The following is a 23,574-nucleotide window of genomic DNA, read 5'->3' on the forward strand; positions in this document are numbered from 1 at the left end:
CCGCCAAGGGTGAGCGGCCGGACGGCGTCTACTAGGACTTCGGCAGGTCCAGGCGTGATTCGGTGGCCGCGAGCAGCACGCACGTCGCGACACCGTTCATCGACTTGTCCAGATCCTCCATCGAGGGGAAGCTCGGCGCGAGCCGGATGTTCTTGTCCTCGGGGTCGACACCGTACGGGAACGCCGATCCGGCGGCGGTGAGCGCGATCCCCGCGTCCTTCGCCAGAGCGATGACGCGCTTCGCGGTGCCCTCGACGACGTCCAGGCTGATGAAATATCCGCCCTTCGGCTCCGTCCACGACGCCACCTTCGACGCCCCGAGACGATCCTCGAGAATCTTCAGGACGAGCGCGAACTTCGGCGCCAGGATCTCGCGGTGCTTCTCCATGTGGGCGCGCACGCCATCGGCGTCACCGAAGAACCGCAGGTGCCGCAGCTGGTTCAGCTTGTCGGGACCGATGCTCTTCTTACCGAGGTACTTCTGGTACCAGGCCAGGTTCGCGGTCGAGGAACCGAAGAAGCTGACGCCGGCACCGGCGAACGTGATCTTCGACGTCGACGCGAACACGAGCGGCCGGTTCGGGTTACCCGCCTCCGCGGCCATCCCGAGGATGTCCAGCGACGGCGCCGTCTCGCCGACGAGCGGGTGGACGGCATAGGCGTTGTCCCAGAACAGCCGGAAGTCGGGGGCGGCGGTCGGCATCGACGCCAACGTCCGCGTGACCTCTTCCGAGTACACCGCGCCCGTGGGATTGGAGTAGTTGGGGACGGCCCACAGACCCTTGATCTGCGGATCGTTCGCCACCAGCTCGGAGATGACGCCCACGTCGGGGCCGTCCGGGCGCATCGGCACCGGGATCATCTCGATGCCGTAGGTCTCGGTGATCCCGAAGTGGCGGTCGTAACCGGGTGCCGGGCACAGGAACTTGACCTTCTCCTCCTGCGACCACGGGCGCGGGGAGTCGGGGGTGCCGTGCAGCAGGGCGAACACGACGTTGTCGTGCATGATCTCGAGGCTGGCGTTGTTGCCGGCGAGCAGGTTCTCGACGGGGATGCCGAGCAGTTCACCGAAGATGGCGCGCAGCTCCGGCAGACCGGTCAGCCCACCGTAGTTGCGGGTGTCGGTGCCGTTGCCGTCGCGGAAGTCGCCGTCACCGGGCAGTGTCAGCAGCGCCGCAGACAGATCCAGCTGCTCGGGCGAGGGCTTGCCGCGAGTGAGGTCGAGCGTGAGCTTCTCCGTCTTCAGCTGCGCGTAACTCGCAGTCTGGCGCTCGTGCTCCGAAAGTAGTTCCTCATGGCTCATCAACCCGATCTGGGTCTGGTTGGTCATCAGGAGCGGCCTCTCACCGACGTCGTGGGTCGGGTATGCGAAAGATAGGGGACCCCGCGCACCCGGCAGAGCCCGTTGACCCTTGCTGCCTTCCGGCCCTGGGGGAGTTCACAGGATGCGCGCCGCGCGGGATCCACCACAGAGTGTAGACGGCCCCGACACGTGGTCGGGATCCACCCCGGCCCGGGCCCGACGCCGCACCTCTGACCACGGCCAGTGCTACCGTCGCCCCCGCATTCGGCCACCTTCGGCAAAGGATCGGGATGAAACTCAGAAGGACAGCACACGCGGTGACACTCGCCGCCGTCGTGGCAGCACTGTCGGCGTGCGGCGGAGGCAGCGACGACGCAGCCACGTCGGACGCGGTGAGCTGGGACGCGGCCGAGCCGTGCACGCTCGCCGACGATGCGACGCTCGCACCGCTTCTCACGGCAGGCGCCGGCGAGGGCACCGCCACCGACAGTCCCGAACGTCGCGCCTGCACGTGGGGCCAGCCCGAGGCACTGAACACCGTGACGATCACCACTACGAGCGCGCCGGAACCGGTCGACCCGCTGCGCACGATCGACGTCGGCGGACTCGAGGGGCGCGCACTCGCCGAGAGCAAGTACCAGTGCATCCTCGAGGTCACCACCGATGCGGGCACCCTGTCGATCGAGACGAAATTCGGTCTCGACGCCACCGCGAACCCGGACACGTCCTGCGACCGGTCCGTCCCCCTCGCCGAGCACGCCCTCACCCAGCTGAAGTGGGCCTAGAACGGGCGGCTACCTGGTCGTTTAACGGTGAGCCGCCGTCGTTGGGTATGCTCCTCCACGGAGGATTCGCCTAGTGGCCTATGGCGCTCGCCTGGAACGCGGGTTGGGTTAACGCCCTCAGGGGTTCAAATCCCCTATCCTCCGCCACAGGAACCCCTGTGAACTGCTGAGAAGCGGTTCGCAGGGGTTCCTTTTTCGGTCCTCAGAGCGACGACCGACCGGCTGCCGGAGCCGAAAGTCCTGGCCACAACGGGCGCAACCCGTTATCTTCCTGTTATCGTCGGCGGTGCAGCGTTCGCTGTGCTGTGTGTCGATTCGAGATAAAAGGACATTCGTATGGCGATTCGTCGCACCCGCGCACTGATCGTGGGTTTGGTCGCAGTGTTGGCATCGGGCCTCGTGTCCGTATTGGCCGGAACCGGCGTCGCCCACGCCGACTCGGCCCTGATCTCGGTGTATTCACCGTCGATGGACAAGGACATTCCCGTCAAGGTGCTCAAGGCCGCGGGCGGCGGCCCCGCGCCGACCCTGTACCTGCTCGACGGTCTGCGGGCACCCGACGACAACAACGGCTGGCTGATCGAGACCGACGTGGAGAGTTTCTTCGCCGGCAAGCACGTCAACGTGGTCATCCCGTTCGGCGGCGGCGGAACCTTCTACTCCGACTGGCAGCGCGACGACCCGAAGCTCGGCCGCGTCAAGTGGGAGACGTTCCTGACCAATGAGCTGCCCCCGGTGATGGCTTCCCAGTTCGGCAGCGACGGGGTGAACAACGCGGTCGCGGGTCTGTCGATGAGCGGCACCTCCGCGTTGAACCTCGCCACTCACCGCCCCGACTTCTACAAGGCGGTCGCGTCGTACAGCGGTTACCCGACGGCCAGCTCGCCCGGCTTCGCGCAGGGCATCCAGGTGTCCGTCGCCCAGATGGGTGGCAACGCGCTGAACATGTGGGGCTTCTGGCCGTCGGGTGCGTGGCTTCGCAACGACCCGCTGCTCAACGTCGGCGCGCTGCGCGGCAAGTCCGTCTACATTTCGTCGGGCGCAGGCTCGACGGCCAGCGATCCGACCGTCGACCCGGACAGCGCCTCGTTCGACCCGGTGAAGTTCTCGCAGACGGTCCCCCTCGAGACCGCCTCCGGTCTGAGCAGCAAGGTGTTCGTGCCCGCGGCACAGCGCGCAGGCGCCAACCTGCAGACCCACATCACCGACGACGGCCTCCACACGTGGAACTACTGGCAGGACCGCTTGCACGAGTCCTGGGCCAACACGCTGGCGCCCGCCCTCGGAACCTCCTGAGCGAGGCGTCGTGAGCGCCTGACCTACGCCACAGTGGCCCCCGATCTCCGGATCGGGGGCCACTGTCGTCGGCTGCGGTGTTTGATGTGGAGTGTGCCGATCGACGACAGCAGGCAGATGCTCGCGCTGGCGGTGGTGCTGTCCACGCTGGCCGGTTACGTCGACGCGCTGGGATTCATCACGCTCGGCGGGTTCTTCGTCGCGTTCATGAGCGGCAACCTCACCCGGTTCAGTGTCGGGTTCGCGGACGCCGCGTGGGCGCACGCGGCGACGGCTGCCGCGGTGATCGGCATGTTCGTTCTCGGCTGCGCCCTGGGCGCAGTGGTCGTGCACCTGTCCGATCGTCGGCGCCTGCCCGTCCGGACGACGGTGCTCGCGGTCGTGTCGGGACTGCTGATCGTCGGCGCGGTGGCCGCGACTGTCGGGGCGAGCACGGTGGCCGTCGGCGCGATGCTGCTCGCGATGGGCGCCGAGAACTCCATCTTCCAGCGCGACGGCGAGGTCACCATCGGTCTCACCTACATGACGGGCGCGCTCGTGAAGATGGGACATCGGCTGGCCGGGGCACTGTTCGGCGGACCGCGGTGGGCGTGGCTACGGCACTTCGCGTTGTGGGCCGGTCTGGTGGTGGGAGCGGTGACGGGCGCCCTCGCGCACCACTGGATCGGGCTGGACGCCCTGTGGTTCGCTGCCGTCCTGTCGGCAGCGCTGACCGTCACCGTCCACTTGAGGATCGACCGCGCTACTCGCCGCCCGCAGTTGTCGTGACCGGGTTGCCTGCGGAGTCGAGGGTCCACCACACGCTGCCGACTGCCTGTCCGAATGCGTCACCGGGTTCGTTGTCGTCCTTGTAGCGGTACACGGGGCGGCCGTTGACGGTGAGCTGATGGGTGCCGTCCGGCGCCGGGATGGTGTCGATGACGACTTCCTGCAGCCCCTGGACCGTCGGGTTCTCGGTGACGGAGGTGACCGGCGGCCACGATTGCAGGCAGGTGTCGCGGCACGAACTGGCGCCGGAGCCGACCTCGTCGTTGTCGTACACGTAGACCGTCATGCCGCCGTCGTCGACCATCACCTCGCCGAGCGTCGTCGGTCCCATCTTCAGGACTGGTGTTCCGGGCGCGGCGGGCGGGGACGTCGGCGTCGGCGACACCGGGGCGTTGCCACCCGTGTCGCCGGAATCGGTGCTGTCGTAGGCGCAACTCGAGAAGGTCAGGCTGACGGCGGCGATCGCTGCCAGCGCCCATGTTCGTCTCATGGAGTCCTCGTTCTCTGTGACGGCGAAGTGGCGGGCCTCCGGGGAACCTCTGCGGACCCGTGCATACAGTTCACCTCGAGTTGCGTGCCGGTGCGGGCACTTCGGGCGATGTGACCGGCCCGCACGTGTCGGTCTGCGTGATTAGGCTCCTGTGCATGGGCTGGTACACGCCGACCTCACCGTCGCCCGACCTCACCGACACCCTGGTGTGCGGGTGGTCCGCGCGCACGCAGGGCGAGCATCTGCTGGTGCCGGACGCGTGCATGGACATCCTGTGGATCCGGGGGGTGGGAATCCGCGTGTGCGGTCCCGAGACCACGGCGTGGTCGTTCACGCTGCCGCCGGGCACCGAATCCGTCGGCGTCCGTTTCCGTCCCGGCGCCGCCTCGCATCTGCTGCGGACGTCGGCGGCCGAGGTCCGCAACATCCGGGTCGGTCTCGGGGACGTGGTCGGGTCCACATGGGAACGGACACTGACCGACCGGCTCGACAATGCGCCCGGTTACGCGGAACGAATCGCCCTGTTCGAGAACGCCGTGCGCGCGTGGCGAAACCGTGGACCGGACGCCGACCCGCTGATCGGCACCGTCCGGCAGGCGCTGTCCCGGCACTCGTGGAACGTGGGCGCGCTCGCCGACGCCGCCTCCGTCACGGAGCGGCAACTGCAGCGGCGATGCAACGACGCGTTCGGATACGGGCCCGCCACCCTCCGCGGCATCCTGCGGCTGCAGCGGTTCATGGCGCTGGCGCAGTCGGGGACGCGGGCCGGGCTCGCCGACCTCGCCGCCACCGCCGGCTACAGCGACCAGGCGCACCTGTCGCGGGAATGCCGGCGGATCTCCTCGCTCACCCCGTCCGACCTCCTCGCCAGCGAGGCCCCCGACTGGCACGGGACGGAATCCGTCGTCGATGTCGGAAATGTTCAAGCCATCGGGCCCCGGACGGGAGAAGAATCGGCCGCATGACCTCGACAACCGAAACCCCCGCAGCCCATTACCGCGACCTTGCCGCGAAATTCACGAAGCGCGTCGAATCCGTGCCCACGGAACGCTGGGACGACGCGTCCCCGTGTGACGGCTGGACGGCCCGCGACGTCGTGAGGCACGTGATCGACACGCAGCGCTACATCGTCACCGTCGTCGATCTGGAACTGCCGGTGCCGCCGTCCGTCGACGAAGACCCGGTAGCCGCCTGGGCGGCCACGCGCGACGGCATGCAGGAGATCCTGGACGACCCGGCCCGGGTGAGCCGCGAGTACGACGGGCACTTCGGCCGCACCGACCTCGGCAAGACCATCGACAGCTTCTACTGCTTCGACCTGGTGGTCCACGGCTGGGACCTCGCCCGGGCCACCGGCCTCGACGAGACCATCCCGGCCGACGACCTGACCTGGGTGGGTGGCGTCGCGGAGCAACTGGGCGACAACATCCGCACGGCCGGGGTGTGCGGCCCCGCCGTGGACGTCCCCGCGGGCGCCGACGAGCAGACCAGGGTCCTGGCCTTCCTCGGCCGCAAGGCCTGACCCGAGCGCCTGCCCGGTCGCGCTTGTAACCTCGGGTCATGAGCGTGCCGGGCAGGATTGCCGCGCTGACGGCGGTGTCACTGGCCGCGGCGCTGCTCGGTGGTGACGTGGTCGCGGTGGCCGATCCCGAACCCCGGGGCGCGTCCGGTCTGCCTGCGCGTGGCCTCGTCACCTCGGCGCCGATCGCGTCCGCGGTCATGTTCGCCGGGACCACCAGCAACGCCGCTCCCTCACAGCGGGTTCCGGGTGAGGAGTCGGACGGGCAGTCGGCCACCAGCCATCGCTTCGGCGAGTACCCGTACATGCGGTACGAGGTCCGGTTCGGTCCGGAGCCCGCAGGAACGGACGTGACCTGGCACGGACGTTCGGTGAATCTCGACGACCTCGCGATGCACGTGTGGGACGAGGAGGAGCAGAGCTGGGGTGAGCCGGTCGCGACGGCCCAGCCGTCCGATCCGGGCGGTCCGGTCACCCTGACCACCCGGATCGAGGGCGAGGACACCGCGCAGATCCTCGTCATCGACGGTCCGCGACGGGACCGGAGTTTCCGCGAAGCCAACGCGACAGCCGATCAGCAGTTCGCCGACCCGAACGCGTACGACTTCGCGCTGCAGCACATCTCCGACACCCAGTACGTGTCGCGGGACCGGCCGGAGGTGTACTTCGACATGACCCGCTGGACCGCCGAGAACGCCGCCGAACGCAAGATCGCCTATTCCATGCACACCGGCGACCTCGTCCAGAGTTGGATACGTCCGGGTGCACCCGAGTCCCGCGCCCGGCCCGAGTTCGAGGTGGCCGACAAGGCGATGGCGGCGCTCGAAGAGGCAGGCATTCCCTACGGCGTCCTGCCCGGCAACCACGACAACCTGTGGAACGTCGGCGGACGGCTCATTCCCGGCGAACACGAGAAGAACCACGCCCTCTACAACGAGTTCTTCGGGCCGTGGCGGTACCGCGACCGGCCCTACTGGGGCGAATCCGTCACGGACACGGACAATTCGGCGCACTACGACCTGCTCGACATCGCCGGCGCGAAATTCCTGATGCTCTACATCGGCTACAACCCGCCCGAACACGTACTGCAGTGGGCCGAGGACGTGCTCGCCGACCACCCGGACCGCAACGTGATGATCGGCAGCCACTACTACCTGGACGAGGACGGCTCGCTGCGGATGAGTGGGTTCGGCGACATCGGTAGCAGTGCGGGACAGCAGATCTGGAACCGGCTCGTCGTTCCGTTCGACACGGTGTTCCTGGTCCTCGCGGGACACGTCGACGGGCAGACGACGGTCACCGACCGGAAGGTGGGCGACACGGATCGGAAGGTTGTGGAGTTGCTCGCCGACTACCAGTACTTCACGGTGGACAGCCGCCGCGAGACCGGGTTCCAGCGACTCCTGCAGTTCGATCTCGACGGCGGAACGCTCGCCGTCACGACGCACTCCCCCACGCTGGACAGCTTCCGGGTGGAGGACTTCGATCCGCAGCGTCGCTACCAGCCCGGTGACGGGGACTTCGTCACCGATGTGGAGTTGCGGGCCGATATGCCGCGCGCCGTCATGCCCGCGCCCTGAGATGTAGGTCGATCAGCTGCGCGACGAAACTGTCCACGTCGAAGTCGCCGACGATCACCTCGATGCTGCGGGTGGCGCGGAGGGTCGCCACCCCGTGCAGCTGGGTCCACAGGTTCAACGCGACCACGTGCGGGTCCGCGGAGCCGGTGTCCGCGACGAATGCGACGACCGTCTCGAACAGGGGTTTCGACTGTTGCCGCAGGTCCTCTCCCGACCCTTCGAGCAGGTCGTGCCGGAACATCAACTCGAACAGGGTGCGGTGGGTGTCGGCGAAGGAGAGGTACTGCCGTGCCGTCCGCCGCACTCGTGCGAGGGGGTCCGACTCGGACGCGGTCGCCGACCGGAGCTCGTCGGACAGCTCGGCGAATCCTGATGCGGCGATCGCGGCGAGCAACGCTTTGTGAGTGGGAAAGTACCGCCGCGGCGCGCCGTGTGAGACACCCGCGTGCCGGGCGACGGCGCGTAGCCCGACGGCGTCGATGCCACCCTGGTCCAGCAATTCGCGGCCACTGTCGATCAGCCGCACGCGCAGGGATTGCACTTCTCCACTCATGTAGACAGTGTCTATCATGACGTGAGTAGACAATGTCTACTCACACTTCGTCGCCCGAGTGAGGAGTTCACCGTGTGGTACTGGATCTTCAAATACCTGCTGATCGGACCGGTGCTACGCATCTTCGGGCGCCCCACGATCGACGGTGCACACCACATCCCGGCGTCGGGTCCGGTGATTCTGGCGAGCAATCACCTCACCGTCGTCGACTCGTTCTTCCTCGTCCTGATGGTGCGCAGGCGCATCACGTTCGTGGCGAAGAGCGAGTACTTCACCGAAGGCGGCGCGAAGGGCCGAGCGAAACGCTGGTTCTTCACCGCGGCCGGCCAGGTGCCGATCGACCGGTCCGGGGCCTCCGCGGCGGAATCCGCGCTGAACACCGCGCGGAAGATCCTGGACGACGACAAGGTCTGGGGAATCTACCCCGAGGGCACCCGGTCGCCCGACGGCCGACTCCACAAGGGCAAGACCGGAATCGCCCGGGTCGCGCTCGCGACGGGCGCCCCGGTCGTGCCTGTCGCCATGCACGGCACCCGGCAGGTCAACCCCGTCGGATCGCGGATATGGCGGTTCGGCAAGGTGACGGTGACCGTCGGCGAACCGCTCGATTTCACCCGATTCGCCGAGCTACGCGACAACCGGCACATCGTCCGGGCCGCGACGGACGAGCTGATGCACGCCCTCATGACACTGTCGGGCCAGGAGTACGTGGACGACTACGCGCTCAGGCGTCCGGCGTAGCGACGGCGCGCGTCACGAGATCGGCGACGAGTCGCTCCGTGTCGACCCCCTCGAGCACGCCGGGTAGCGTCAGGTGCTCGACGATGAGCGCATTCATCGCGAGGTAGAGCATCAGCACGGTGCTGCGATCACCGGGCAGTCCCGAGTCGAGGTGAAAACCGATGTCGCGCTTCAGATTCTCGGAGATCGTGCGCGTCAGCGTGGTCCGCAACTCGGGACGCCGGACCGCTTCGAGACGCAATTCCTGCAACGCGAGATAGCCCGTGCGGTCACGGGTGATCCTGCCGAACAACCCCTGCATGTACTCGATCGCGAGCTCGAGATTCTGCGGCTTGCGCCCGCTTTCTTCGACGACCGAGGGGTCGGGGCCCATCCGCTCGTGAATCCGCTTGCCGACCTGGTCGAACAGGTCGTCGCGGCTGGCGAAGTAGTTGGACGCGGTCCCCTTGGGGACGTTCGCCTCGACGTCGACGGCGCGGAAGGTGAGGCCGCGCGCACCCTCGCGCGCAAGCACTTCGATCGCGGCGTTCACGAGAGCCGCACGTCGTTCCGGATTCTGCGCCATCGACACTCCTCGGCAAAGGACTTGCAACCACTGCAGCCATAGTACTACAAATGGAGTGGTTACCGATCACGGGAGGACTCACATGCGAAAGCTCGTCTACTACGTCGCCGCCACCATCGACGGATTCATCGCCGGCGCCGACGGCTCGGACCCCACCGGCACCATCTTCGAGATCGACGGCGATCACATGCCCGTGATGATCGCCGAGTACCCCGAGACGGTCCCCACCCACATGCGGGCACCGCTGGGAATCGATGCCCCCAACAAACATTTCGACACACTGCTCATGGGCCGCGCCAGTTACCAGCCCGGCCTCGACCTCGGCGTGACCAGCCCGTACGCGCACCTGCGGCAGTACGTCTTCTCGACCACGATCACCGAGTCGCCCGACCCGGACGTCGAGATCGTCTCGGGCGATCCGATCGAGAAGGTGCGCGAACTCAAGCGGGAGGACGGCAAGGACATCTGGCTGTGCGGCGGCGGCAAGCTCGCCGCCGCAGTGCAGCCCGAGATCGACGAGCTCCGGATCAAGCTCAATCCCGTGGCGATCGGCACCGGCATTCCGCTGTTCGACGGCGAATTCGGCCCTCAGCGGTTCCGGCTGGCCGCGAGCCGCGCCTTCGAGAGCGGGATGATTTTCCTGACGTACGTCCGCCGATAACCGAAGTCACACCCGCCACTCGCGGCAACACGGGCACCTGACGCATGTATTGATTCAATACGTCAGTAATGTTCGAGGCATGCGCGAACGCCGATACTCGTCCACCAGCCCCGAACGCCTGGCCGCGGCCCTGTTCGACGTCGCGGCCGAGTCGGGTCTCGAGGGCGCCAGCGTGCGCGAGGTCGCCAAGAGGGCGGGTGTGTCCATCGGAGCCGTGCAGCACCACTTCTCCACGAAGGACGAGATGTTCGCGTTCGCCCTGCGGACCCTCGTCGACAAACTCCTCGCCCGACTGTCGGCGGTCGAGCGCGGCGGGGATCCCGCCCGGGCCCTGTTCGCCGCGATGTCCCAGTTGCTGCCACTCGACGAGGCGCGGTCGCGGGAGGCGCACGTCATGGCGGCATTCGCCGTCCGGGCCGCGACCTCCCCCTCGCTCGCCGAGATCCGGCGCAAGACCCTGTTCACCATCCGCACCGGACTGTCCGCCGTGCTCATCGGGATCGGCACCCCCGAGGCGGAAACCCGTGCGGCGCTTCTCCTCGCCACCGTCGACGGCCTCGCGCTCGATGCGATCGGCAGTCCGGCGCTGTACCCGCCCGAGTACCTCGAGCACGCCCTCGACATTCAGATCGGCATGATTCTGCAGGGCGCCGACGTCGTGCCGTCGTCGTCGATCGAACTGGCCAGCTGACCCCTCGGCCGATGTCACATCCGTCTCGTCAGAGTGAACCGCTGTCACATCGGGCGGGGGGCGCGGGACGGTTCGCGCCCAGCCCGTCCGGCGACCTGCACCTCGGCAACCTGCGGACGGCCGTGCTGGCGTGGCTGTTCGCCCGGTCCACCGGCCGGCGGTTCCTCCTGCGCGTCGAAGACCTCGACCGCGTCCGCGAGGGCGCCCGGGACCGGCAATTGGCCGACCTCGCCGACCTCGGCCTCGACTGGGACGGCGACGTCGTGTCGCAGTCGCAGCGACTGTCGCGGTACGACGCTGCCATCGCCGAACTCCACGCCGCCGGCCTCACGTACGAGTGCTTCTGCACGAGAAGAGAAATCCTGAAAGCCGCGTCGGCGCCGCACGCGCCGCAGGGCGCGTACCCGGGGACCTGCCGCAACCTGAGACCGGACGAACGCGCAGACCGGCTCGCCGGCGGACGACCACCCGCGCTGCGACTGCGCGCCGGCGTCACGTCGTTCACCATCGACGACGTCCTGCACGGCAGCTATTCCGGCATGGTGGACGATCTCGTGCTGCGTCGCGGCGACGGGACACCCGCCTACAACCTCGCGGTGGTCGTCGACGACGCTGCCCAGGGAATCGATCAGGTGGTGCGCGGCGACGACCTGCTCTCGTCCGCGCCCCGCCAGGCCTACCTCGCGGGGCTGCTCGGGTTGACCGCCCCCACCTACGCGCACGTCGCCCTCGCGCTCAACGAGGACGGCAAACGGCTCGCGAAGCGCGACGGCGCCGTCACCCTCGCCGACCAGAAAGCGTTGGGACGCACCGCGAGCGACGTCCTCGGAGTGCTGGCGACGTCACTTGGGCTCGCGGAACCGGACGAGGTCGTGGATCTCGGGATACTCCTCGACCGGTTCGACCCGGCCCGCCTGCACCGCGAACCGTGGGTGGTCAGGCTCCCGACGCCGCCGCAATCACCATGATCAGGAAGAACAGGATCCAGCCGATGACGTAGGCGCCGCCGATGGCGATTCCTGCGATCGCGAGTCCGCGGCCCTCCTGCCCGGACTGCTTGATCTGGCCCAGCGCAATGATGCCGAGGATGATGCCGACGATGGAGCCGAGGCCGTAGAAGCATCCGCCGACGATCGACGTGATCAGCGACGCGATCGCGAGACCGTTCGTCCCCAGCGGCCGCTGGTAGGGCGCGCCGTACGGGTTCGGTGCGCCGTTGTGCGGGGCGGGACCGCCGTATTGGCCCGGAGCCCCGTACTGGTTGGGGGCGCTGTACTGATTCGGGGCGGCGTACGGGTTGGGCGTCCCGTACTGCTGGTTCGGCGCCCCGTACTGGTCGCCGCCGTACTGATTCTGATTCGGCGCGGCATACGGATTCGGAGAAGTCCCGTACGCGCCCGGCTGCTGATAGTCGGGGTACTTCTCGGTGGGCGCCGAATAGGTGGGATAACCGGATTCGTCGACCCCGTATCCGTCGCGCGGCAAGCCGGGAACCTCACCGTAAGTGGGTGGTGTTTGCCCGTTGTACGGATTCGAATCGTCCGATCCCCCAGAATTAGTCACGATAACCAGCGTAAAGCATCAAAACCGCAGGAGAAGAAGCAGACCAAAGGGAGGCGAGTAAAGGATTGTCCACGTAGTGTTTATTCGCACTGTCACGCGCGAGCATTCAACTCTTGCTGAGGGGATCACATGACGACTGGTGGATACGACCCTAACGACAAACCTGAAGGTGGTGACCAGGGCGGATACCCCCCGCGGGGCAATCCTCCACCGCCGCCCGGTGGTTATCCGCCGCCCCCGGGGAATTACCCTCCGCCGCCGCAGGGACCGCCGCCCGGCGGATATCCGCCACCGCCGCCCGGCGGAAACTACCCGCCCCCCGGCGGTAACTACCCGCCCCCCGGCGGAAACTATCCGCCGCCCCCCGGTAATTACCCGCCGCCGCAGGGCAATTACCCGCCGCCGCCCCAGGGACCGCCGCCCGGCGGATATCCGCCGCCCCCGCCGATGTCGGATTACGGCACGCCCGGGCAGACGCCGGGGCAGTTCTCCGTGGGCAACGCGATCGGCTACGGCTGGAACAAATTCAAGGACAACGCGCTCATCTGGATCGGCATCCTGCTGATCGCCGCCATCATCCAGGTGGTGCTGAACCTCGTCTTCGGCGGCTTCAGCACGTCGTCCGACATGAGCGCGGCGTTCTCGGTGTGGCGCATCATCGGCACGATCGTCACGACCATCGTCGGCTACCTGATCAATGCGGCTCTCGTGCGGGGCGCGCTGCACGAGGTGGACGGGAACAAGCCGGCGTTCGGTTCGTTCTTCCAGTTCACCAACGTCGCGGCGATCATCATCGCCAGCGTGATCATCGGTGTGGCCGCCACCATCGGTTTCGTCCTGCTCATCATCCCGGGCCTCATCGTCATCTTCCTGACCTGGTGGACGCTGCAGTTCGTCATCGATCAGAACGAGGACGCGATCACCGGCATCAAGTCGAGCTTCCGCGTGATCTCGCAGAACGTCGGCCCGGTGCTGCTGCTGGCCCTCGCTCTCGTCGGCATCAACATCGTCGGTGCACTCCTCTGCGGCGTCGGACTTCTCGTCTCGATCCCGATCACTATCATCGCGTCGACCTACGCGTACCGCGTGCTCACCGGCCGTTACGTCGCGGCCTGACCGCTCGCTCCCACGGGTGAGTGTGCTTCCTGTCCTTCGAGGACGGAAAGTACGCTCACCCGTTTTGCTACTCCCGTCACTCGAGTCACTCCCACCCCGTGCGTAAGGTGCTCAGGCGTCATCCGAGACATTCAGGACTCGAGATTCGAGGGGGAACACATGACTACCGGTGGATTCGATCCAGACCAGGGACAACAGCCGTTCGGCGGGCAGCAGTACGGGCAACCGCACTACAACGGGGCGGGGCAGCACTACGGACAGCAGTTCGGCGCACCGCCGCAGTTCGATTCGGCGCAGCAGTTCGGCACCCAGCCGTTCGCGCAGCCGGACTTCGGGTTCGACGCGTCCCGTCCCGGTGAACTTCTTCCCCGCCTCGGCGCACGGGTGATCGACGGCCTGGTCGTCGGCATCCCGATGGCCGTGGTCGGCACCGTCCTCGCGCTGGTGCTGGGCAACTTCCTGGGCAGCGTCCTCGGCGCGATCCTCACCGCGGCCGCCGCCGTCGGCTACTTCGTCTTCCTCGAGACGACGAGGGGGCAGACCCTGGGCAAGCAGATCCTGGGTCTGCGCGTCGAGGGCCCGAACGGCGGGTTCCCCACCCAGCAGCAGTCGCTGACCAGGAACGGCTTCTACGTTCTGTCCGCGCTCGGCGGGTTCCCTCTCCTCGGGTTCCTGTTCGGTGTGCTCGGCGTCGTCGCCGCGATCATCATCGGGGTGACGATCAACGGCAGCCCCACCAAGCAGGGCAAGCACGACGAACTGGCCGGCGGCACGCGCGTCGTCCAGGGCTAGCCCGAACCCGTCCTACCGTGCGGGTGAACGTACCTTTCGTCGCGTCAGATCGGACAAAAGGTACGTTCACCCGTTCCTGATTCGCGCACGTCCACCTGCAGGTGCTTGGATTGCGGCGTGACAGCCTCAGATCAGCAGACCAAGCCAGACGACCACGCGACGTTCGCGCACGTCAGCCGGGGGTACTACCCCACGTTCGTCGCCCTCTTCACCGCGACGCTGCTGATCTCGAATATCTGCGCGACGAAGGGCGTCGCGTTCTTCGCCGATTCGTCGCTGACCATCGGGCCGCTGCAGATCCTGCCCGTCATCACCGACGGCGGCTTCTTCCTGTTCCCGCTCGCCTACATTCTCGGCGACGTCCTCAGCGAGGTGTACGGGTTCAAGTCGACGCGTCGAGCGATCTACCTGGGCTTCGGCGCCCTGATCCTGGCCGCGTTCTGCTTCTGGCTCCTCATCGAGCTGCCGTCCGCCGACTTCTACGAAAACCAGGAAGCGCTGCGGTCCGTCGTCGGCGTCTACCCGCGACTGCTGCTCGCCGGGCTGGCCGGTTACCTCGTCGGGCAGATGCTGAACTCGGTGACGCTGGTCCTGATCAAGGAGCGCACCAAGGAGAAGCACCTGTGGGCGCGGCTCATCGGGTCCACCATCGTCGGTGAGTTCGCCGACACCCTGATCTTCTGCTCCATCGCCGCAGGCGCGATCGGCATCAGCACGTGGAGCGATTTCGTCAACTACGTGATCGTCGGATTCCTGTGGAAGACCCTCGTCGAGGTACTGGTCATGCCGATCACGTACCGCGTCATCGCGTACGTGAAGAAGCGCGAACCCACCTACCAGCTCTGACCCCCACGTGAGTGGGAAAGTGTGCCCGAGGACGCTTTCCCACTCACGTGCGGTAGAAGCGGCCCAGGGTTTCGGCTTTGAACTCGTCGAAGTAGCCGCCCTCGATGCTGGCGCGTATCTGATCGACCAACCGCACGGTGAAGCGTTCGTTGTGGATGGTGCACAACGTGGACGCCAGCATTTCCTTCGCCTTGAACAAATGGTGAATGTAGGCGCTGGTGTAATTCGCGCAGGTGTAGCAATCGCAGTTCTCGTCGATGGGCGTGAAGTCACGACGGAAGCGGCTGGTGTTGATGTTGAACCGGCCGTCCGGGTGGTAGATCGCGGCGTTGCGCGCGACCCGTGACGGATTCACGCAGTCGAACGTGTCCGCGCCGTTCTCGATGGCCACGAAGAAGTCGTCCGGCTCGCTGATGCCGAGCATGTGCCGCGGCTTGTGCTCGGGAAGCTCCTCGTTGCACCAGCGGACGATGGTGCCGAGGTTCTGCTTCTCGAGCGCACCGCCGATGCCGTATCCGTCGAACCCGCGGCCGCTCTCCCCCGTGATCGACTCCAGCCCCCTGCAGGCCTGCCTCCGCAGGTCCTCGTACTGCGCGCCCTGCACAACCCCGAACAGCGCCTGGTACGGGCGATGGGCGCGCTCGGCGGTGAGCTTCTCGTGCTCGGCGATGCAGCGCACCGCCCACGCCTGCGTCCGCTCCACCGACTGCTCCTGGTACCCGCGGGTGTTCAGCAGCGTGGTGAGCTCGTCGAACGCGAACATGATGTCGGCGCCGAGCTGGTGCTGGATCTGCATCGACACCTCGGGGGTGAACCGGTGCCGCGACCCGTCCAGGTGCGATTTGAACGTGACGCCGTCGTCGTCGACGGTCGCGAGGCGTTCCTTGCCCTTCGCGATGACGTCGTCGGAGCGCACCCCGACGGCTTCCATCGCGAGGACCTTCTTGAACCCGACGCCCAGCGACATGACCTGGAATCCGCCGCTGTCGGTGAACGTCGGGCCGTCCCAGTTCATGAACTTGCCCAGACCGCCGGCCTCGTCGACGATGTCCGGCCCGGGCTGCAGGTACAGGTGGTAGGCGTTGGCGAGCAGCGACTGCGCGCCCAGCTCCTTCATGCTCTCCGGCAGCACCGCCTTGACGGTGGCCTTGGTGCCGACGGCGACGAACGACGGCGTCGCGATGTCGCCGTGTGGGGTGTGAATGGTTCCGGTACGACCCAGCTGCCCGTCGAGTCGGGTACCGACGGTGAAGAACGGATCGGGCGGGGTCGGGACTACGGCATTCACGGGTGTATCCAATCACGGGCGACATTTCCGGCGACACATCACTACTTCGTTCGAAAGTGGGTACAGAGAGTGTGACGATCCCACCCCTTCGACCGGAGGAACCGCCATGAGCGACGAGCAGGCCGGCCATCGGATCGACAGGCGAACGTTTCTCTCGGGTGCAGCGGTCGCCGGCGGGGTGACCGTGATGTCGGGCCTCTTCGACCGTCGGGCGGACGCGTCGGAGAAGCCGCTACACCGTCAGCCCAGCAATTACGTACAGCCCAACATCGTGTTCATCGTCGTCGACGAGATGCGGTTTCCCCAGGTTTTTCCCGCGGGGATCACTACTCCGGACCAGTTTCTGCAGCGGTTCATGCCCAACCTCTACACGCTGTGGGCGTCCGGGGTGAAGTTCACGCAGCACTACACGGCCGGGGTGGCGTGCAGCCCCGGCCGTGCGTGTTTCGTCACCGGGCTGTATCCGCTGCAGAACTGGATGTTGCAGACGCGGACCGGTAATCGGGCCTCCCCCGTCCCGTCGCCCGCGATGGGACGGGACTTTCCGACGTACGGCAAGCTGCTGCGGCAGGCGGGCTACGTCACGCCGTACGTCGGTAAGTGGCATCTGTCGCCGTCCCCTGACGAGGACTCGGGGCTCGCGCCCGGCTACCTCGAGGAGTACGGGTTCGACGGACTGACCATGCCCGACATCATCGGAATGAACGGTGAGGGATTCGAATTCGACGGGCACATCGCCGACCAGGCCGCGGCGTGGTTGTCGACGCGAAAACCCGGGGACGGCCCGTTCTGCCTCACGGCGAGCTTCGTCAATCCCCATGACCAGCAGTTCTTCTGGGCCGGAACGGAAGCGGAACGGTATCAGTCGCTGTACGCGAACAACGTTCCCCCACTCAGCCCCGCCCGGGCCTGGTCGGTGACCACCGGCGAGAGCGACCCTCCGCGGCTGGGTTATCCCTCGGTGCCGCCCAACTGGGAACCCGAGAAGGCACTGCAGTCGAAACCGAGCACCCAGGTGTTCGCTCGGGAGTTCCAGGCCCTGGTGTGGGGCGGCGTCACCGACGACATCCAGAATCTGTCGAACTACTACCTCCAGCCCTACGGTCAGGGCACCGATCCCGACCGGCACATCGCGTTCGCGCCGTACACCTACTGGGAGCGGGCCCTCGACAGTTACACCAACGTGCTGTCGATGGTCGACCACCACATCGGCACGGTGATCAACTCACTGCCGGAGGATGTCGCGGCGAACACCGTCTTCGTCATGACGTCCGATCACGGCGAATACGCCGGCGCGCACGGCTTCGTCGCAGGCAAACTGTCCACCGCCTACGACGAGGCGTTCCACATCCCGCTGATCGTCGCCGACTCGACCGGACGATTCACCGGCGACACCGACACCCCGCGCGGCCAACTCACGTCGAGCGTCGACGTTGCGCCGCTGCTCGCGACGCTCGGGCACGGCAACCGGAACTGGATGTCCGGGGACCTGTTCGCCACGTACGCCGAACGCGCCGACCTCATGCCGCTGCTGCGGAGCAACACCGCGGCCGGTCGCGACCACGTCGTCCTCGCCACCAACGAACACGCACCGCAGGGGGTCAACTGGAACAACTCCCCCACCCACATCTACGTGCTCCGCACCCCCGAGGCGAAGGTCGCGGTGTATTCGAAGTGGTTGGGGCCCACCGCCTACGTCGACCCGGCGTCGTTCCAGTACGAGTTCTACGACTACGCCACCGAACGCGGTCGGGCGGAACTCGACAACACCTTCGATCACGACCCGCGCGGTCCGGCCATGGCCGCCCAGCTGATGACCCAGTACCTGCCGACTCAGCTCGCCGCGCCGCTCCCCCCGGCGTTCGCTCAGCAGGGCGCCGACGCGATGGCCCGGTACCTCGCCTACATCCAGCTGATCAACCGGTACACACCCGGCGAGATCGACCGCGAGGGCATCGACAAACTGACCGCGTTCGGGGAGGTGTTCTGACGGACATGACCGGGAAAGTCGTTGCCGCCGCGCTGGTTCTGCTGCTGTGGTCGGGCGGGTCCCCGCTCGCGTCCGCGGCGCCCCCTCCGACCGCGCAGTGCGCGTGGCAGTTCATGTCCGACTCGACCGTACTCAACGTCGCCTTCCCTGACGCCAACGCGACATACTGGGTCCTGCCCTACGCGTTGGCCCCGGGTGACACCATCGAACTGAGCGGCACCTACCCGGCCGCCCGCTACTTCTCGCTCAACACGTACGGCACGAACTTCGACACCGTCGACACATTGCGCGACAACCAGATCGGACCCGACCCCGGCAGCGGAAACCCGTTCGCCGACGCTACCGCCGGCGCCCTGCCCGCCACGCAGAAGCGCTGGCACGCGACCGTCGTGACCGGTCCGGCCGACCGCTCCCGCAACCAGATTCAGGCCCTGCCCGCCGGGGCCGACACGCAGTCGGTACCCGTCGGCTTCCTCATCATCCGGGTGTACGTCCCCGACGACCCGGCATCGCCGACCGGTAGTGTTCCGCTTCCCGACGTGACGCTGACGTTCGGGGCCCGAACGTCGCCGGTGCCGACCTGCGGAGCCGAATTCGATCCCTCCGCCTACGACGACGGCCCACTCGGACAGGTCGCGGAGGCCGCATTCGACCAGATCATCGCCGGCGCCGCGTCCGGTGCGTTCCCCGGCAACGTGCCCGAGGCGACGTTCGTGAACCCCGCGAGCACGTCGGGCCTGTTCCCCAACGGCGACAACAAATATGTCGGAGCAGGCCTGACGTACCGGCCCGGACGCATCGTCGTCGTACAGGGCCGGGCACCGACATTCCCCGACACCCGTGCCGGCCAGCCCGTCACGGCACCCGGCCGCCAGGTGCGGTACTGGTCGATGTGCCAGAACGATCAGGCGACGCCGTACCCCGTCGTCGCATGCGCCGCCGACTTCCAGACACGCACCGACGGCGACGGCGACTACACGTACGTCGTCGCCGCACCGCAGGACGTCCCCGCCCGCGCCGCGTCCGACCCGGCCGTCACCGTCATCCCCTGGGGCTCCACCGACGTCGCGAAAAAGGTCCTGTTCCTGCGGTACATGCTGCCGTCCGACGCCTTCTACCCACAGTCGGTGCAGGCCTCGCAGAACAATCACACCGACCCGGCCGCCACGATGGGTCCGTACTACCCACGCGCCGCCTACTGCGACACCGCCACCTTCGAAGCCGGGGGAAGCACTGCGTGCCTGTGAGTACTTCTCAACCGCCCGTGGTTGAGAAGTACTCACGGGTGGTCAGACTTCGGCGCCGACGAACTGGCTGTTGTAGAGGCGGTAGTACGCGCCGCGGGTGAGGAGCAGGTCGTCGTGGCTGCCCTGCTCGACGATGCGACCGTCCTCCATGACGACGATGAGGTCGGCGTCGCGGATGGTCGACAAGCGGTGTGCGATCACGAAACTCGTGCGATCGCTGCGCAGGACCGCCGTGGCGTGCTGCACGAGCAACTCGGTGCGGGTGTCGACGGAACTGGTTGCCTCGTCGAGGATCAGGATCGACGGCTGCGAGATGAACGCGCGGGCGATGGTGATCAGCTGCTTCTCACCGGCGCTGATGTTGCTGCCCTCTTCGTCGATGACGGTGTCGTAGCCGTCGGGCAGCGAGTGGACGAACCGGTCGACGTAGCTGATTCGTGCGGCCGCCTGGATCTCGTCCTCGGTGGCGTCGGGACGTCCGTACGCGATGTTGTCGCGGATGGTGCCGCCGAACAACCAGGCGTCCTGCAGCACCATGCCGATGCGGGACCGCAGGTCGTCGCGCGACATCTCGGCGATGTCGACGCCGTCGAGGAGGATCTTGCCGCCGTCGAGTTCGTAGAACCGCAGGATCAGGTTGACGAGTGTGGTCTTGCCGGCGCCGGTGGGTCCGACGATGGCGACCATCTGACCGGGTTCCGCCACCAGCGACAGGTTCTCGATCAGCGGCTTCTCCGGCGAGTAGCTGAACGACACGTCCGAGAACTCCACCCGGCCGAACGTATGGACGCGACCCGCATCACGGGGCTCGGCCGGCGTGGGCGCTTCGGCGAGGTCGGGTTCCTCCTCGTCCTCGTCGAGGATGGCGAACACCCGCTCGGCGGACGCCACACCCGACTGCATGAGGTTGACCATGGCCCCGATCTGGGTGAGGGGCTGGGTGAACTGGCGCGAGTACTGGATGAACGCCTGCACGTCGCCGAGGCTCATCGTGCCGGACGCCACCCGCATGCCACCGAGCACGGCGATGGCCACGAAGTTGAGGTTTCCGAGGAACATGATCGCCGGCATGATCAGGCCCGAGATGAACTGGGCCCGGTAACTGGCCTGGTAGAGCGCCTCGTTCTGCTCCTCGAACCGGGCCTCCACCTCGCGGCTGCGGCCGAACACGGTGACCAGTTCGTGGCCCGTGTACGCCTCCTCCACGTGAGAGTTGAGCGCTCCCGTCGACTTCCACTGCGACACGAAATGGGTCTTGGACCGTTTCGCGATCTGCGCCGTCACCAGGATCGACAGCGGCACCGTCAGCACCGCGATCAACGCGAGCAGCGGCGAGATGACGATCATCATCACGAGGATGCCGATCACCGTCATCGCCGACACGATCAGCTGACTCATCGTCTGCTGCAACGACTGCGAGACGTTGTCGATGTCGTTGGTGACCCGGCTCAGCAGGTCGCCGCGGGAGTGGGAGTCGAAGTAGCGCAGCGGAAGTCGGTGGATCTTCCGTTCGACCTCGGCGCGCAGATTCTTCACGACACCCTGCACGATGATGTTCAGCAGGAAACCCGACAGCCACATGAACACCGACGACCCCAGGTACAGGGCCAGCACGGTCGCCAGCACCCGGCCGAGCGCACTGAAGTCGATACCGACACCGGGCACGACGGCCATGCCGGACACCATGTCGGCGAACGTGTTCTGCCCGTCGGCCCGCAGTGCGGCGACGGCCTGATCCTTCGACATCCCGGCGGGCAACTGTGCGCCGATGATGCCGTCGAAGATCAGGTTCGTGCCCTGACCGAGCATGCGCGGCGCGATCGAGGTGAGCACCACCGACACGGCAGCGACCAGGAGAACGACGCCGACGGCGATCCGGTGGGGACGCAGCCGCCTCAGCAGCCGCTTGGTGGACGGCCACAGGTCGTTCGGCTTGGACCCCGGGGCACCCGGAGCGACCGGTCCTGGAATACGCGGGCCGGCGGGCCTTTCGGCAGTGGTGGTGGTTGCGCGATCGCTCATAGTGCTTCCTGGACCGATCGTTGGGATTCGACGATCTCGACGTAACACGGACACGTCTCGAGCAGTTGGTCGTGCGTGCCGATTCCGACCACCGCGCCGTCCTCGAGGACCACGATCTGCTCGGCCTCCACGATCGTCGAGACACGTTGGGCGACGACGATGACGCACGCATCCGAGGTCTCGGGTTTGAGCGCCGCACGCAGCCGGGCGTCGGTGGTGAGGTCGAGGGCGGAGAAGGAGTCGTCGAACAGGTAGATCGACGGACGACGGACCAGTGCCCGCGCAATCGCGAGTCGCTGCCGCTGACCACCGGAGACGGTCGTGCCGCCCTGCGCGATCGGGGTGTCGAGACCCTCGGGCATCGCGCGGACGAAATCCGCGGCCTGCGCGATCTCCAGAGCCCGCCACAGTTCGTCGTCGGTGGCATCGGGTTTGCCGTACCGGAGGTTGGTGGCGACGGTGCCCGAGAACAGGTACGGCCGCTGCGGAACGAGTCCGATGCCGGACCGCAGGACGTCCAGGTCGATGCGGCGCACATCCGTGTCGGACACGGTGACCGAACCCGACGTGGCGTCGATGAGGCGCGGGATCAGCGACAGCAGCGTCGTCTTACCGGAACCGGTGCCGCCGATGATCGCGGTGGTCTTGCCCGGTTCGGCGCGGAAGCTGATGTCGCGCAACACCGGTGCGTCGGCACCGGGGAACTTGAACTGGGCGTCGCGCAGTTCCACCACACCGGGGTTCTCCAGCACGGTGACGGCGTCGACCGGCGGGACCACGGTGGAATCCGTGTCGAGCACCTCGCCGATGCGTTCGGCGCAGACGGTGGCGCGGGGGGCCATCATCGCGATGAACGACGCCATCATCACCGACATCAGGATCTGCATGATGTAGCTGAGCATCGCGGTCAGCGAGCCGACCTGCATGGTGCCGCTGTTGATCTCGTGGCCGCCGAACCAGATGACGGCGACACTGGTGATGTTCGCGATGACCATCACGAGGGGGAACATCACCGCCGTCAGCCTGCCGACCCGCAGGGCGGTCTGGGTGAGTTGCTCGTTCGCGTCGCCGAACCGCGCCACCTCGGAGCGCTCACGGACGAACGCCCGCACCACGCGGATACCGGTGATCTGCTCACGCAGCACCCGGTTGACCCCGTCGATCCGGGTCTGCATCTCCCGGAACGCAGGCACCATCCGCGAAATCACGAACCCCATGGACAGCGCGAGCACCGGCACGGTGACCGCCAGGATCCAGGCGAGCCCGGCGTCCTCGCGGATCGACATCACGACACCACCGACGCACATGATCGGCGCCATCACCAGAATCGTGCAGCTCATCACGACGAGCATCTGCACCTGCTGCACGTCGTTGGTGTTGCGGGTGATCAGGGACGGCGCACCGAAGCGCCCGAATTCGCGGGATGAGAAGCTCCCGACCTGATGCATCACGGCGCGGCGCACATCGCGCCCGAAACCCATTGCGGCGCGGGCGCCGAAGAACACCGAACCGATCGAGCAGATGATCTGCACGACGGTGACGAGCAGCATCGTGACGCCCGTGGACAGGATGTACCCGGTGTCGCCCTTGGTGACGCCGTTGTCGATGAGATCGGCGTTCAGACTGGGCAGGTACAGGGCTGCCGCGGTCGCGACGAGCTGGAACAGGACGACCGCCGTGAGCTCCCGCTTGTACGGGCGGAGGTACGTGGTGAGCAGGGCATTCAACATGGGCAGCGATCCTGGCGGGTCATCATTA

General features: G+C 67.0%; 23 protein-coding genes, 1 tRNA gene and 1 other RNA gene. 16 read left to right on the forward strand and 9 right to left on the reverse strand.

All coding sequences use genetic code 11. From position 1 onward, the window contains the following. Nucleotides 1-31 precede the first annotated feature (31 nt). Both JVH1_RS15495 and ffs read right to left on the reverse strand, forming a co-directional pair. Complete coding sequence (locus JVH1_RS15495) at nucleotides 32-1,330, reverse strand: aminotransferase class I/II-fold pyridoxal phosphate-dependent enzyme (RefSeq protein ID WP_009477253.1); 1,299 nt, start codon at nucleotides 1,328-1,330, stop codon at nucleotides 32-34. Nucleotides 1,331-1,373: 43 nt separating this feature from the next. After that, nucleotides 1,374-1,468: signal recognition particle sRNA small type (gene ffs / locus JVH1_RS15500), an RNA gene on the reverse strand. A 125-nt stretch (nucleotides 1,469-1,593) separates the two neighbouring features. Between ffs and JVH1_RS15505 the strand changes: the two genes are divergently transcribed. From JVH1_RS15505 to JVH1_RS15520, 4 genes are all read left to right on the forward strand, one after another. Next, a complete protein-coding gene (locus tag JVH1_RS15505) occupies nucleotides 1,594-2,088 on the forward strand; it encodes a DUF3558 family protein (RefSeq protein ID WP_043780567.1) in 495 nt (164 codons plus the stop codon). Nucleotides 2,089-2,147: 59 nt separating this feature from the next. Further along, nucleotides 2,148-2,235, forward strand: a tRNA-Ser gene (locus JVH1_RS15510). A 189-nt stretch (nucleotides 2,236-2,424) separates the two neighbouring features. Continuing rightward, entirely contained in the window at nucleotides 2,425-3,384 is a 960-nt protein-coding gene (locus tag JVH1_RS15515) for an alpha/beta hydrolase family protein (RefSeq protein ID WP_009477251.1), read from the forward strand. An 84-nt stretch (nucleotides 3,385-3,468) separates the two neighbouring features. Further along, a complete protein-coding gene (locus tag JVH1_RS15520) occupies nucleotides 3,469-4,152 on the forward strand; it encodes a YoaK family protein (protein WP_009477250.1) in 684 nt (227 codons plus the stop codon). Here the strand turns inward: JVH1_RS15520 and JVH1_RS15525 are convergent. Beyond that, nucleotides 4,127-4,642 (reverse strand): hypothetical protein, encoded by a 516-nt coding sequence (locus tag JVH1_RS15525; protein ID WP_005248698.1) that lies wholly within the window; start codon nucleotides 4,640-4,642, stop codon nucleotides 4,127-4,129. The two genes, JVH1_RS15520 and JVH1_RS15525, sit on opposite strands and share 26 nt — an antisense overlap. A 155-nt stretch (nucleotides 4,643-4,797) precedes the next feature. Here JVH1_RS15525 and JVH1_RS15530 point away from each other — a divergent pair, with 155 nt between their 5' ends. Genes JVH1_RS15530 through JVH1_RS15540 form a run of 3 tightly spaced genes read left to right on the forward strand, consistent with a single transcriptional unit; the run spans nucleotide 4,798 to nucleotide 7,741 of the window. Then, nucleotides 4,798-5,607: a helix-turn-helix domain-containing protein gene (locus tag JVH1_RS15530; RefSeq protein WP_029539704.1), complete on the forward strand. Its 810-nt coding sequence runs from the start codon at nucleotides 4,798-4,800 to the stop codon at nucleotides 5,605-5,607. Then, nucleotides 5,604-6,164, forward strand: coding sequence for a TIGR03086 family metal-binding protein (locus tag JVH1_RS15535; protein WP_009477248.1), 561 nt, complete (start codon nucleotides 5,604-5,606; stop codon nucleotides 6,162-6,164). The genes JVH1_RS15530 and JVH1_RS15535 overlap by 4 nt, the downstream gene beginning before the upstream one ends. Nucleotides 6,165-6,202: 38 nt before the next feature. Continuing rightward, nucleotides 6,203-7,741, forward strand: coding sequence for a metallophosphoesterase (locus JVH1_RS15540; protein ID WP_009477247.1), 1,539 nt, complete (start codon nucleotides 6,203-6,205; stop codon nucleotides 7,739-7,741). On the opposite strand, the gene JVH1_RS15545 is transcribed toward JVH1_RS15540, so the two are convergent. Beyond that, a complete protein-coding gene (locus tag JVH1_RS15545; RefSeq protein WP_043780563.1) occupies nucleotides 7,725-8,312 on the reverse strand; it encodes a TetR/AcrR family transcriptional regulator in 588 nt (195 codons plus the stop codon). The two genes, JVH1_RS15540 and JVH1_RS15545, sit on opposite strands and share 17 nt — an antisense overlap. A 54-nt stretch (nucleotides 8,313-8,366) precedes the next feature. On the opposite strand from JVH1_RS15545, the gene JVH1_RS15550 reads away from it, so the two are divergent. After that, nucleotides 8,367-9,035 carry a 1-acyl-sn-glycerol-3-phosphate acyltransferase gene (locus tag JVH1_RS15550; protein WP_009477245.1) on the forward strand — a complete coding sequence of 223 codons (669 nt, stop codon included), beginning with the start codon at nucleotides 8,367-8,369 and terminating at the stop codon, nucleotides 9,033-9,035. Here JVH1_RS15550 and JVH1_RS15555 read toward each other — a convergent pair. Beyond that, nucleotides 9,019-9,600, reverse strand: coding sequence for a TetR/AcrR family transcriptional regulator (locus JVH1_RS15555; RefSeq protein WP_009477244.1), 582 nt, complete (start codon nucleotides 9,598-9,600; stop codon nucleotides 9,019-9,021). The two genes, JVH1_RS15550 and JVH1_RS15555, sit on opposite strands and share 17 nt — an antisense overlap. Nucleotides 9,601-9,682: 82 nt before the next feature. Here JVH1_RS15555 and JVH1_RS15560 point away from each other — a divergent pair, with 82 nt between their 5' ends. From JVH1_RS15560 to gluQRS, 3 genes are all read left to right on the forward strand, one after another. After that, complete coding sequence (locus JVH1_RS15560; RefSeq protein ID WP_009477243.1) at nucleotides 9,683-10,261, forward strand: dihydrofolate reductase family protein; 579 nt, start codon at nucleotides 9,683-9,685, stop codon at nucleotides 10,259-10,261. Nucleotides 10,262-10,340: 79 nt separating this feature from the next. After that, complete coding sequence (locus tag JVH1_RS15565; RefSeq protein WP_009477242.1) at nucleotides 10,341-10,952, forward strand: TetR/AcrR family transcriptional regulator; 612 nt, start codon at nucleotides 10,341-10,343, stop codon at nucleotides 10,950-10,952. 11 nt (nucleotides 10,953-10,963) lie between these two features. Further along, nucleotides 10,964-11,920 (forward strand): tRNA glutamyl-Q(34) synthetase GluQRS, encoded by a 957-nt coding sequence (gene gluQRS, locus JVH1_RS15570; protein WP_043780560.1) that lies wholly within the window; start codon nucleotides 10,964-10,966, stop codon nucleotides 11,918-11,920. On the opposite strand, the gene JVH1_RS15575 is transcribed toward gluQRS, so the two are convergent. Beyond that, a complete protein-coding gene (locus JVH1_RS15575) occupies nucleotides 11,889-12,437 on the reverse strand; it encodes a DUF4190 domain-containing protein (RefSeq protein WP_043780557.1) in 549 nt (182 codons plus the stop codon). The genes gluQRS and JVH1_RS15575 overlap by 32 nt on opposite strands. Nucleotides 12,438-12,644: 207 nt before the next feature. On the opposite strand from JVH1_RS15575, the gene JVH1_RS15580 reads away from it, so the two are divergent. From JVH1_RS15580 to JVH1_RS15590, 3 genes are all read left to right on the forward strand, one after another. After that, a complete protein-coding gene (locus tag JVH1_RS15580; protein ID WP_237735234.1) occupies nucleotides 12,645-13,631 on the forward strand; it encodes a hypothetical protein in 987 nt (328 codons plus the stop codon). A 159-nt stretch (nucleotides 13,632-13,790) separates the two neighbouring features. Next, entirely contained in the window at nucleotides 13,791-14,423 is a 633-nt protein-coding gene (locus tag JVH1_RS15585) for an RDD family protein (RefSeq protein ID WP_009477238.1), read from the forward strand. Between the two features lie 117 nt (nucleotides 14,424-14,540). Next, the gene (locus JVH1_RS15590; protein ID WP_005248717.1) at nucleotides 14,541-15,269 is read left to right on the forward strand and encodes a queuosine precursor transporter; all 729 of its coding nucleotides are present in this window, start codon (nucleotides 14,541-14,543) and stop codon (nucleotides 15,267-15,269) included. Between the two features lie 43 nt (nucleotides 15,270-15,312). On the opposite strand, the gene tgt is transcribed toward JVH1_RS15590, so the two are convergent. Further along, entirely contained in the window at nucleotides 15,313-16,557 is a 1,245-nt protein-coding gene (tgt, locus tag JVH1_RS15595; RefSeq protein ID WP_009477237.1) for a tRNA guanosine(34) transglycosylase Tgt, read from the reverse strand. Between the two features lie 106 nt (nucleotides 16,558-16,663). Between tgt and JVH1_RS15600 the strand changes: the two genes are divergently transcribed. After that, nucleotides 16,664-18,547: a sulfatase-like hydrolase/transferase gene (locus tag JVH1_RS15600; RefSeq protein ID WP_009477236.1), complete on the forward strand. Its 1,884-nt coding sequence runs from the start codon at nucleotides 16,664-16,666 to the stop codon at nucleotides 18,545-18,547. A 5-nt stretch (nucleotides 18,548-18,552) separates the two neighbouring features. After that, the gene (locus JVH1_RS15605; protein ID WP_009477235.1) at nucleotides 18,553-19,794 is read left to right on the forward strand and encodes a hypothetical protein; all 1,242 of its coding nucleotides are present in this window, start codon (nucleotides 18,553-18,555) and stop codon (nucleotides 19,792-19,794) included. A gap of 42 nt (nucleotides 19,795-19,836) precedes the next feature. Here the strand turns inward: JVH1_RS15605 and JVH1_RS15610 are convergent, their stop codons facing one another. Together JVH1_RS15610 and JVH1_RS15615 are read right to left on the reverse strand one after the other, a co-directional pair. Next, complete coding sequence (locus JVH1_RS15610) at nucleotides 19,837-21,816, reverse strand: ABC transporter ATP-binding protein (RefSeq protein WP_009477234.1); 1,980 nt, start codon at nucleotides 21,814-21,816, stop codon at nucleotides 19,837-19,839. Further along, nucleotides 21,813-23,546, reverse strand: a complete 1,734-nt coding sequence (locus tag JVH1_RS15615) for an ABC transporter ATP-binding protein (RefSeq protein ID WP_009477233.1) — start codon at nucleotides 23,544-23,546, stop codon at nucleotides 21,813-21,815. The genes JVH1_RS15610 and JVH1_RS15615 overlap by 4 nt, the downstream gene beginning before the upstream one ends. Between the last annotated feature and the right edge of the window lie 28 nt (nucleotides 23,547-23,574).

This window comes from Rhodococcus sp. JVH1, assembly GCF_000280725.2.
GTDB lineage: Bacteria > Actinomycetota > Actinomycetes > Mycobacteriales > Mycobacteriaceae > Rhodococcus_F > Rhodococcus_F jostii_A.

Coding starts and splice junctions, on each gene's coding strand:
- JVH1_RS15545 (WP_043780563.1), bottom strand. CDS start 8,312: ATGATAGACACTGTCTACATGAGTGGAGAAGTGCAATCCCTGCGCGTG.
- JVH1_RS15525 (WP_005248698.1), bottom strand. CDS start 4,642: ATGAGACGAACATGGGCGCTGGCAGCGATCGCCGCCGTCAGCCTGACC.
- JVH1_RS15610 (WP_009477234.1), bottom strand. CDS start 21,816: ATGAGCGATCGCGCAACCACCACCACTGCCGAAAGGCCCGCCGGCCCG.
- JVH1_RS15495 (WP_009477253.1), bottom strand. CDS start 1,330: ATGACCAACCAGACCCAGATCGGGTTGATGAGCCATGAGGAACTACTT.
- JVH1_RS15585 (WP_009477238.1), top strand. CDS start 13,791: ATGACTACCGGTGGATTCGATCCAGACCAGGGACAACAGCCGTTCGGC.
- JVH1_RS15560 (WP_009477243.1), top strand. CDS start 9,683: ATGCGAAAGCTCGTCTACTACGTCGCCGCCACCATCGACGGATTCATC.
- JVH1_RS15540 (WP_009477247.1), top strand. CDS start 6,203: ATGAGCGTGCCGGGCAGGATTGCCGCGCTGACGGCGGTGTCACTGGCC.
- JVH1_RS15600 (WP_009477236.1), top strand. CDS start 16,664: ATGAGCGACGAGCAGGCCGGCCATCGGATCGACAGGCGAACGTTTCTC.
- JVH1_RS15615 (WP_009477233.1), bottom strand. CDS start 23,546: ATGTTGAATGCCCTGCTCACCACGTACCTCCGCCCGTACAAGCGGGAG.
- JVH1_RS15515 (WP_009477251.1), top strand. CDS start 2,425: ATGGCGATTCGTCGCACCCGCGCACTGATCGTGGGTTTGGTCGCAGTG.
- JVH1_RS15580 (WP_237735234.1), top strand. CDS start 12,645: ATGACGACTGGTGGATACGACCCTAACGACAAACCTGAAGGTGGTGAC.
- JVH1_RS15505 (WP_043780567.1), top strand. CDS start 1,594: ATGAAACTCAGAAGGACAGCACACGCGGTGACACTCGCCGCCGTCGTG.
- JVH1_RS15520 (WP_009477250.1), top strand. CDS start 3,469: ATGTGGAGTGTGCCGATCGACGACAGCAGGCAGATGCTCGCGCTGGCG.
- JVH1_RS15565 (WP_009477242.1), top strand. CDS start 10,341: ATGCGCGAACGCCGATACTCGTCCACCAGCCCCGAACGCCTGGCCGCG.
- gluQRS (WP_043780560.1), top strand. CDS start 10,964: ATGTCACATCCGTCTCGTCAGAGTGAACCGCTGTCACATCGGGCGGGG.
- JVH1_RS15555 (WP_009477244.1), bottom strand. CDS start 9,600: ATGGCGCAGAATCCGGAACGACGTGCGGCTCTCGTGAACGCCGCGATC.
- JVH1_RS15535 (WP_009477248.1), top strand. CDS start 5,604: ATGACCTCGACAACCGAAACCCCCGCAGCCCATTACCGCGACCTTGCC.
- JVH1_RS15530 (WP_029539704.1), top strand. CDS start 4,798: ATGGGCTGGTACACGCCGACCTCACCGTCGCCCGACCTCACCGACACC.
- JVH1_RS15605 (WP_009477235.1), top strand. CDS start 18,553: ATGACCGGGAAAGTCGTTGCCGCCGCGCTGGTTCTGCTGCTGTGGTCG.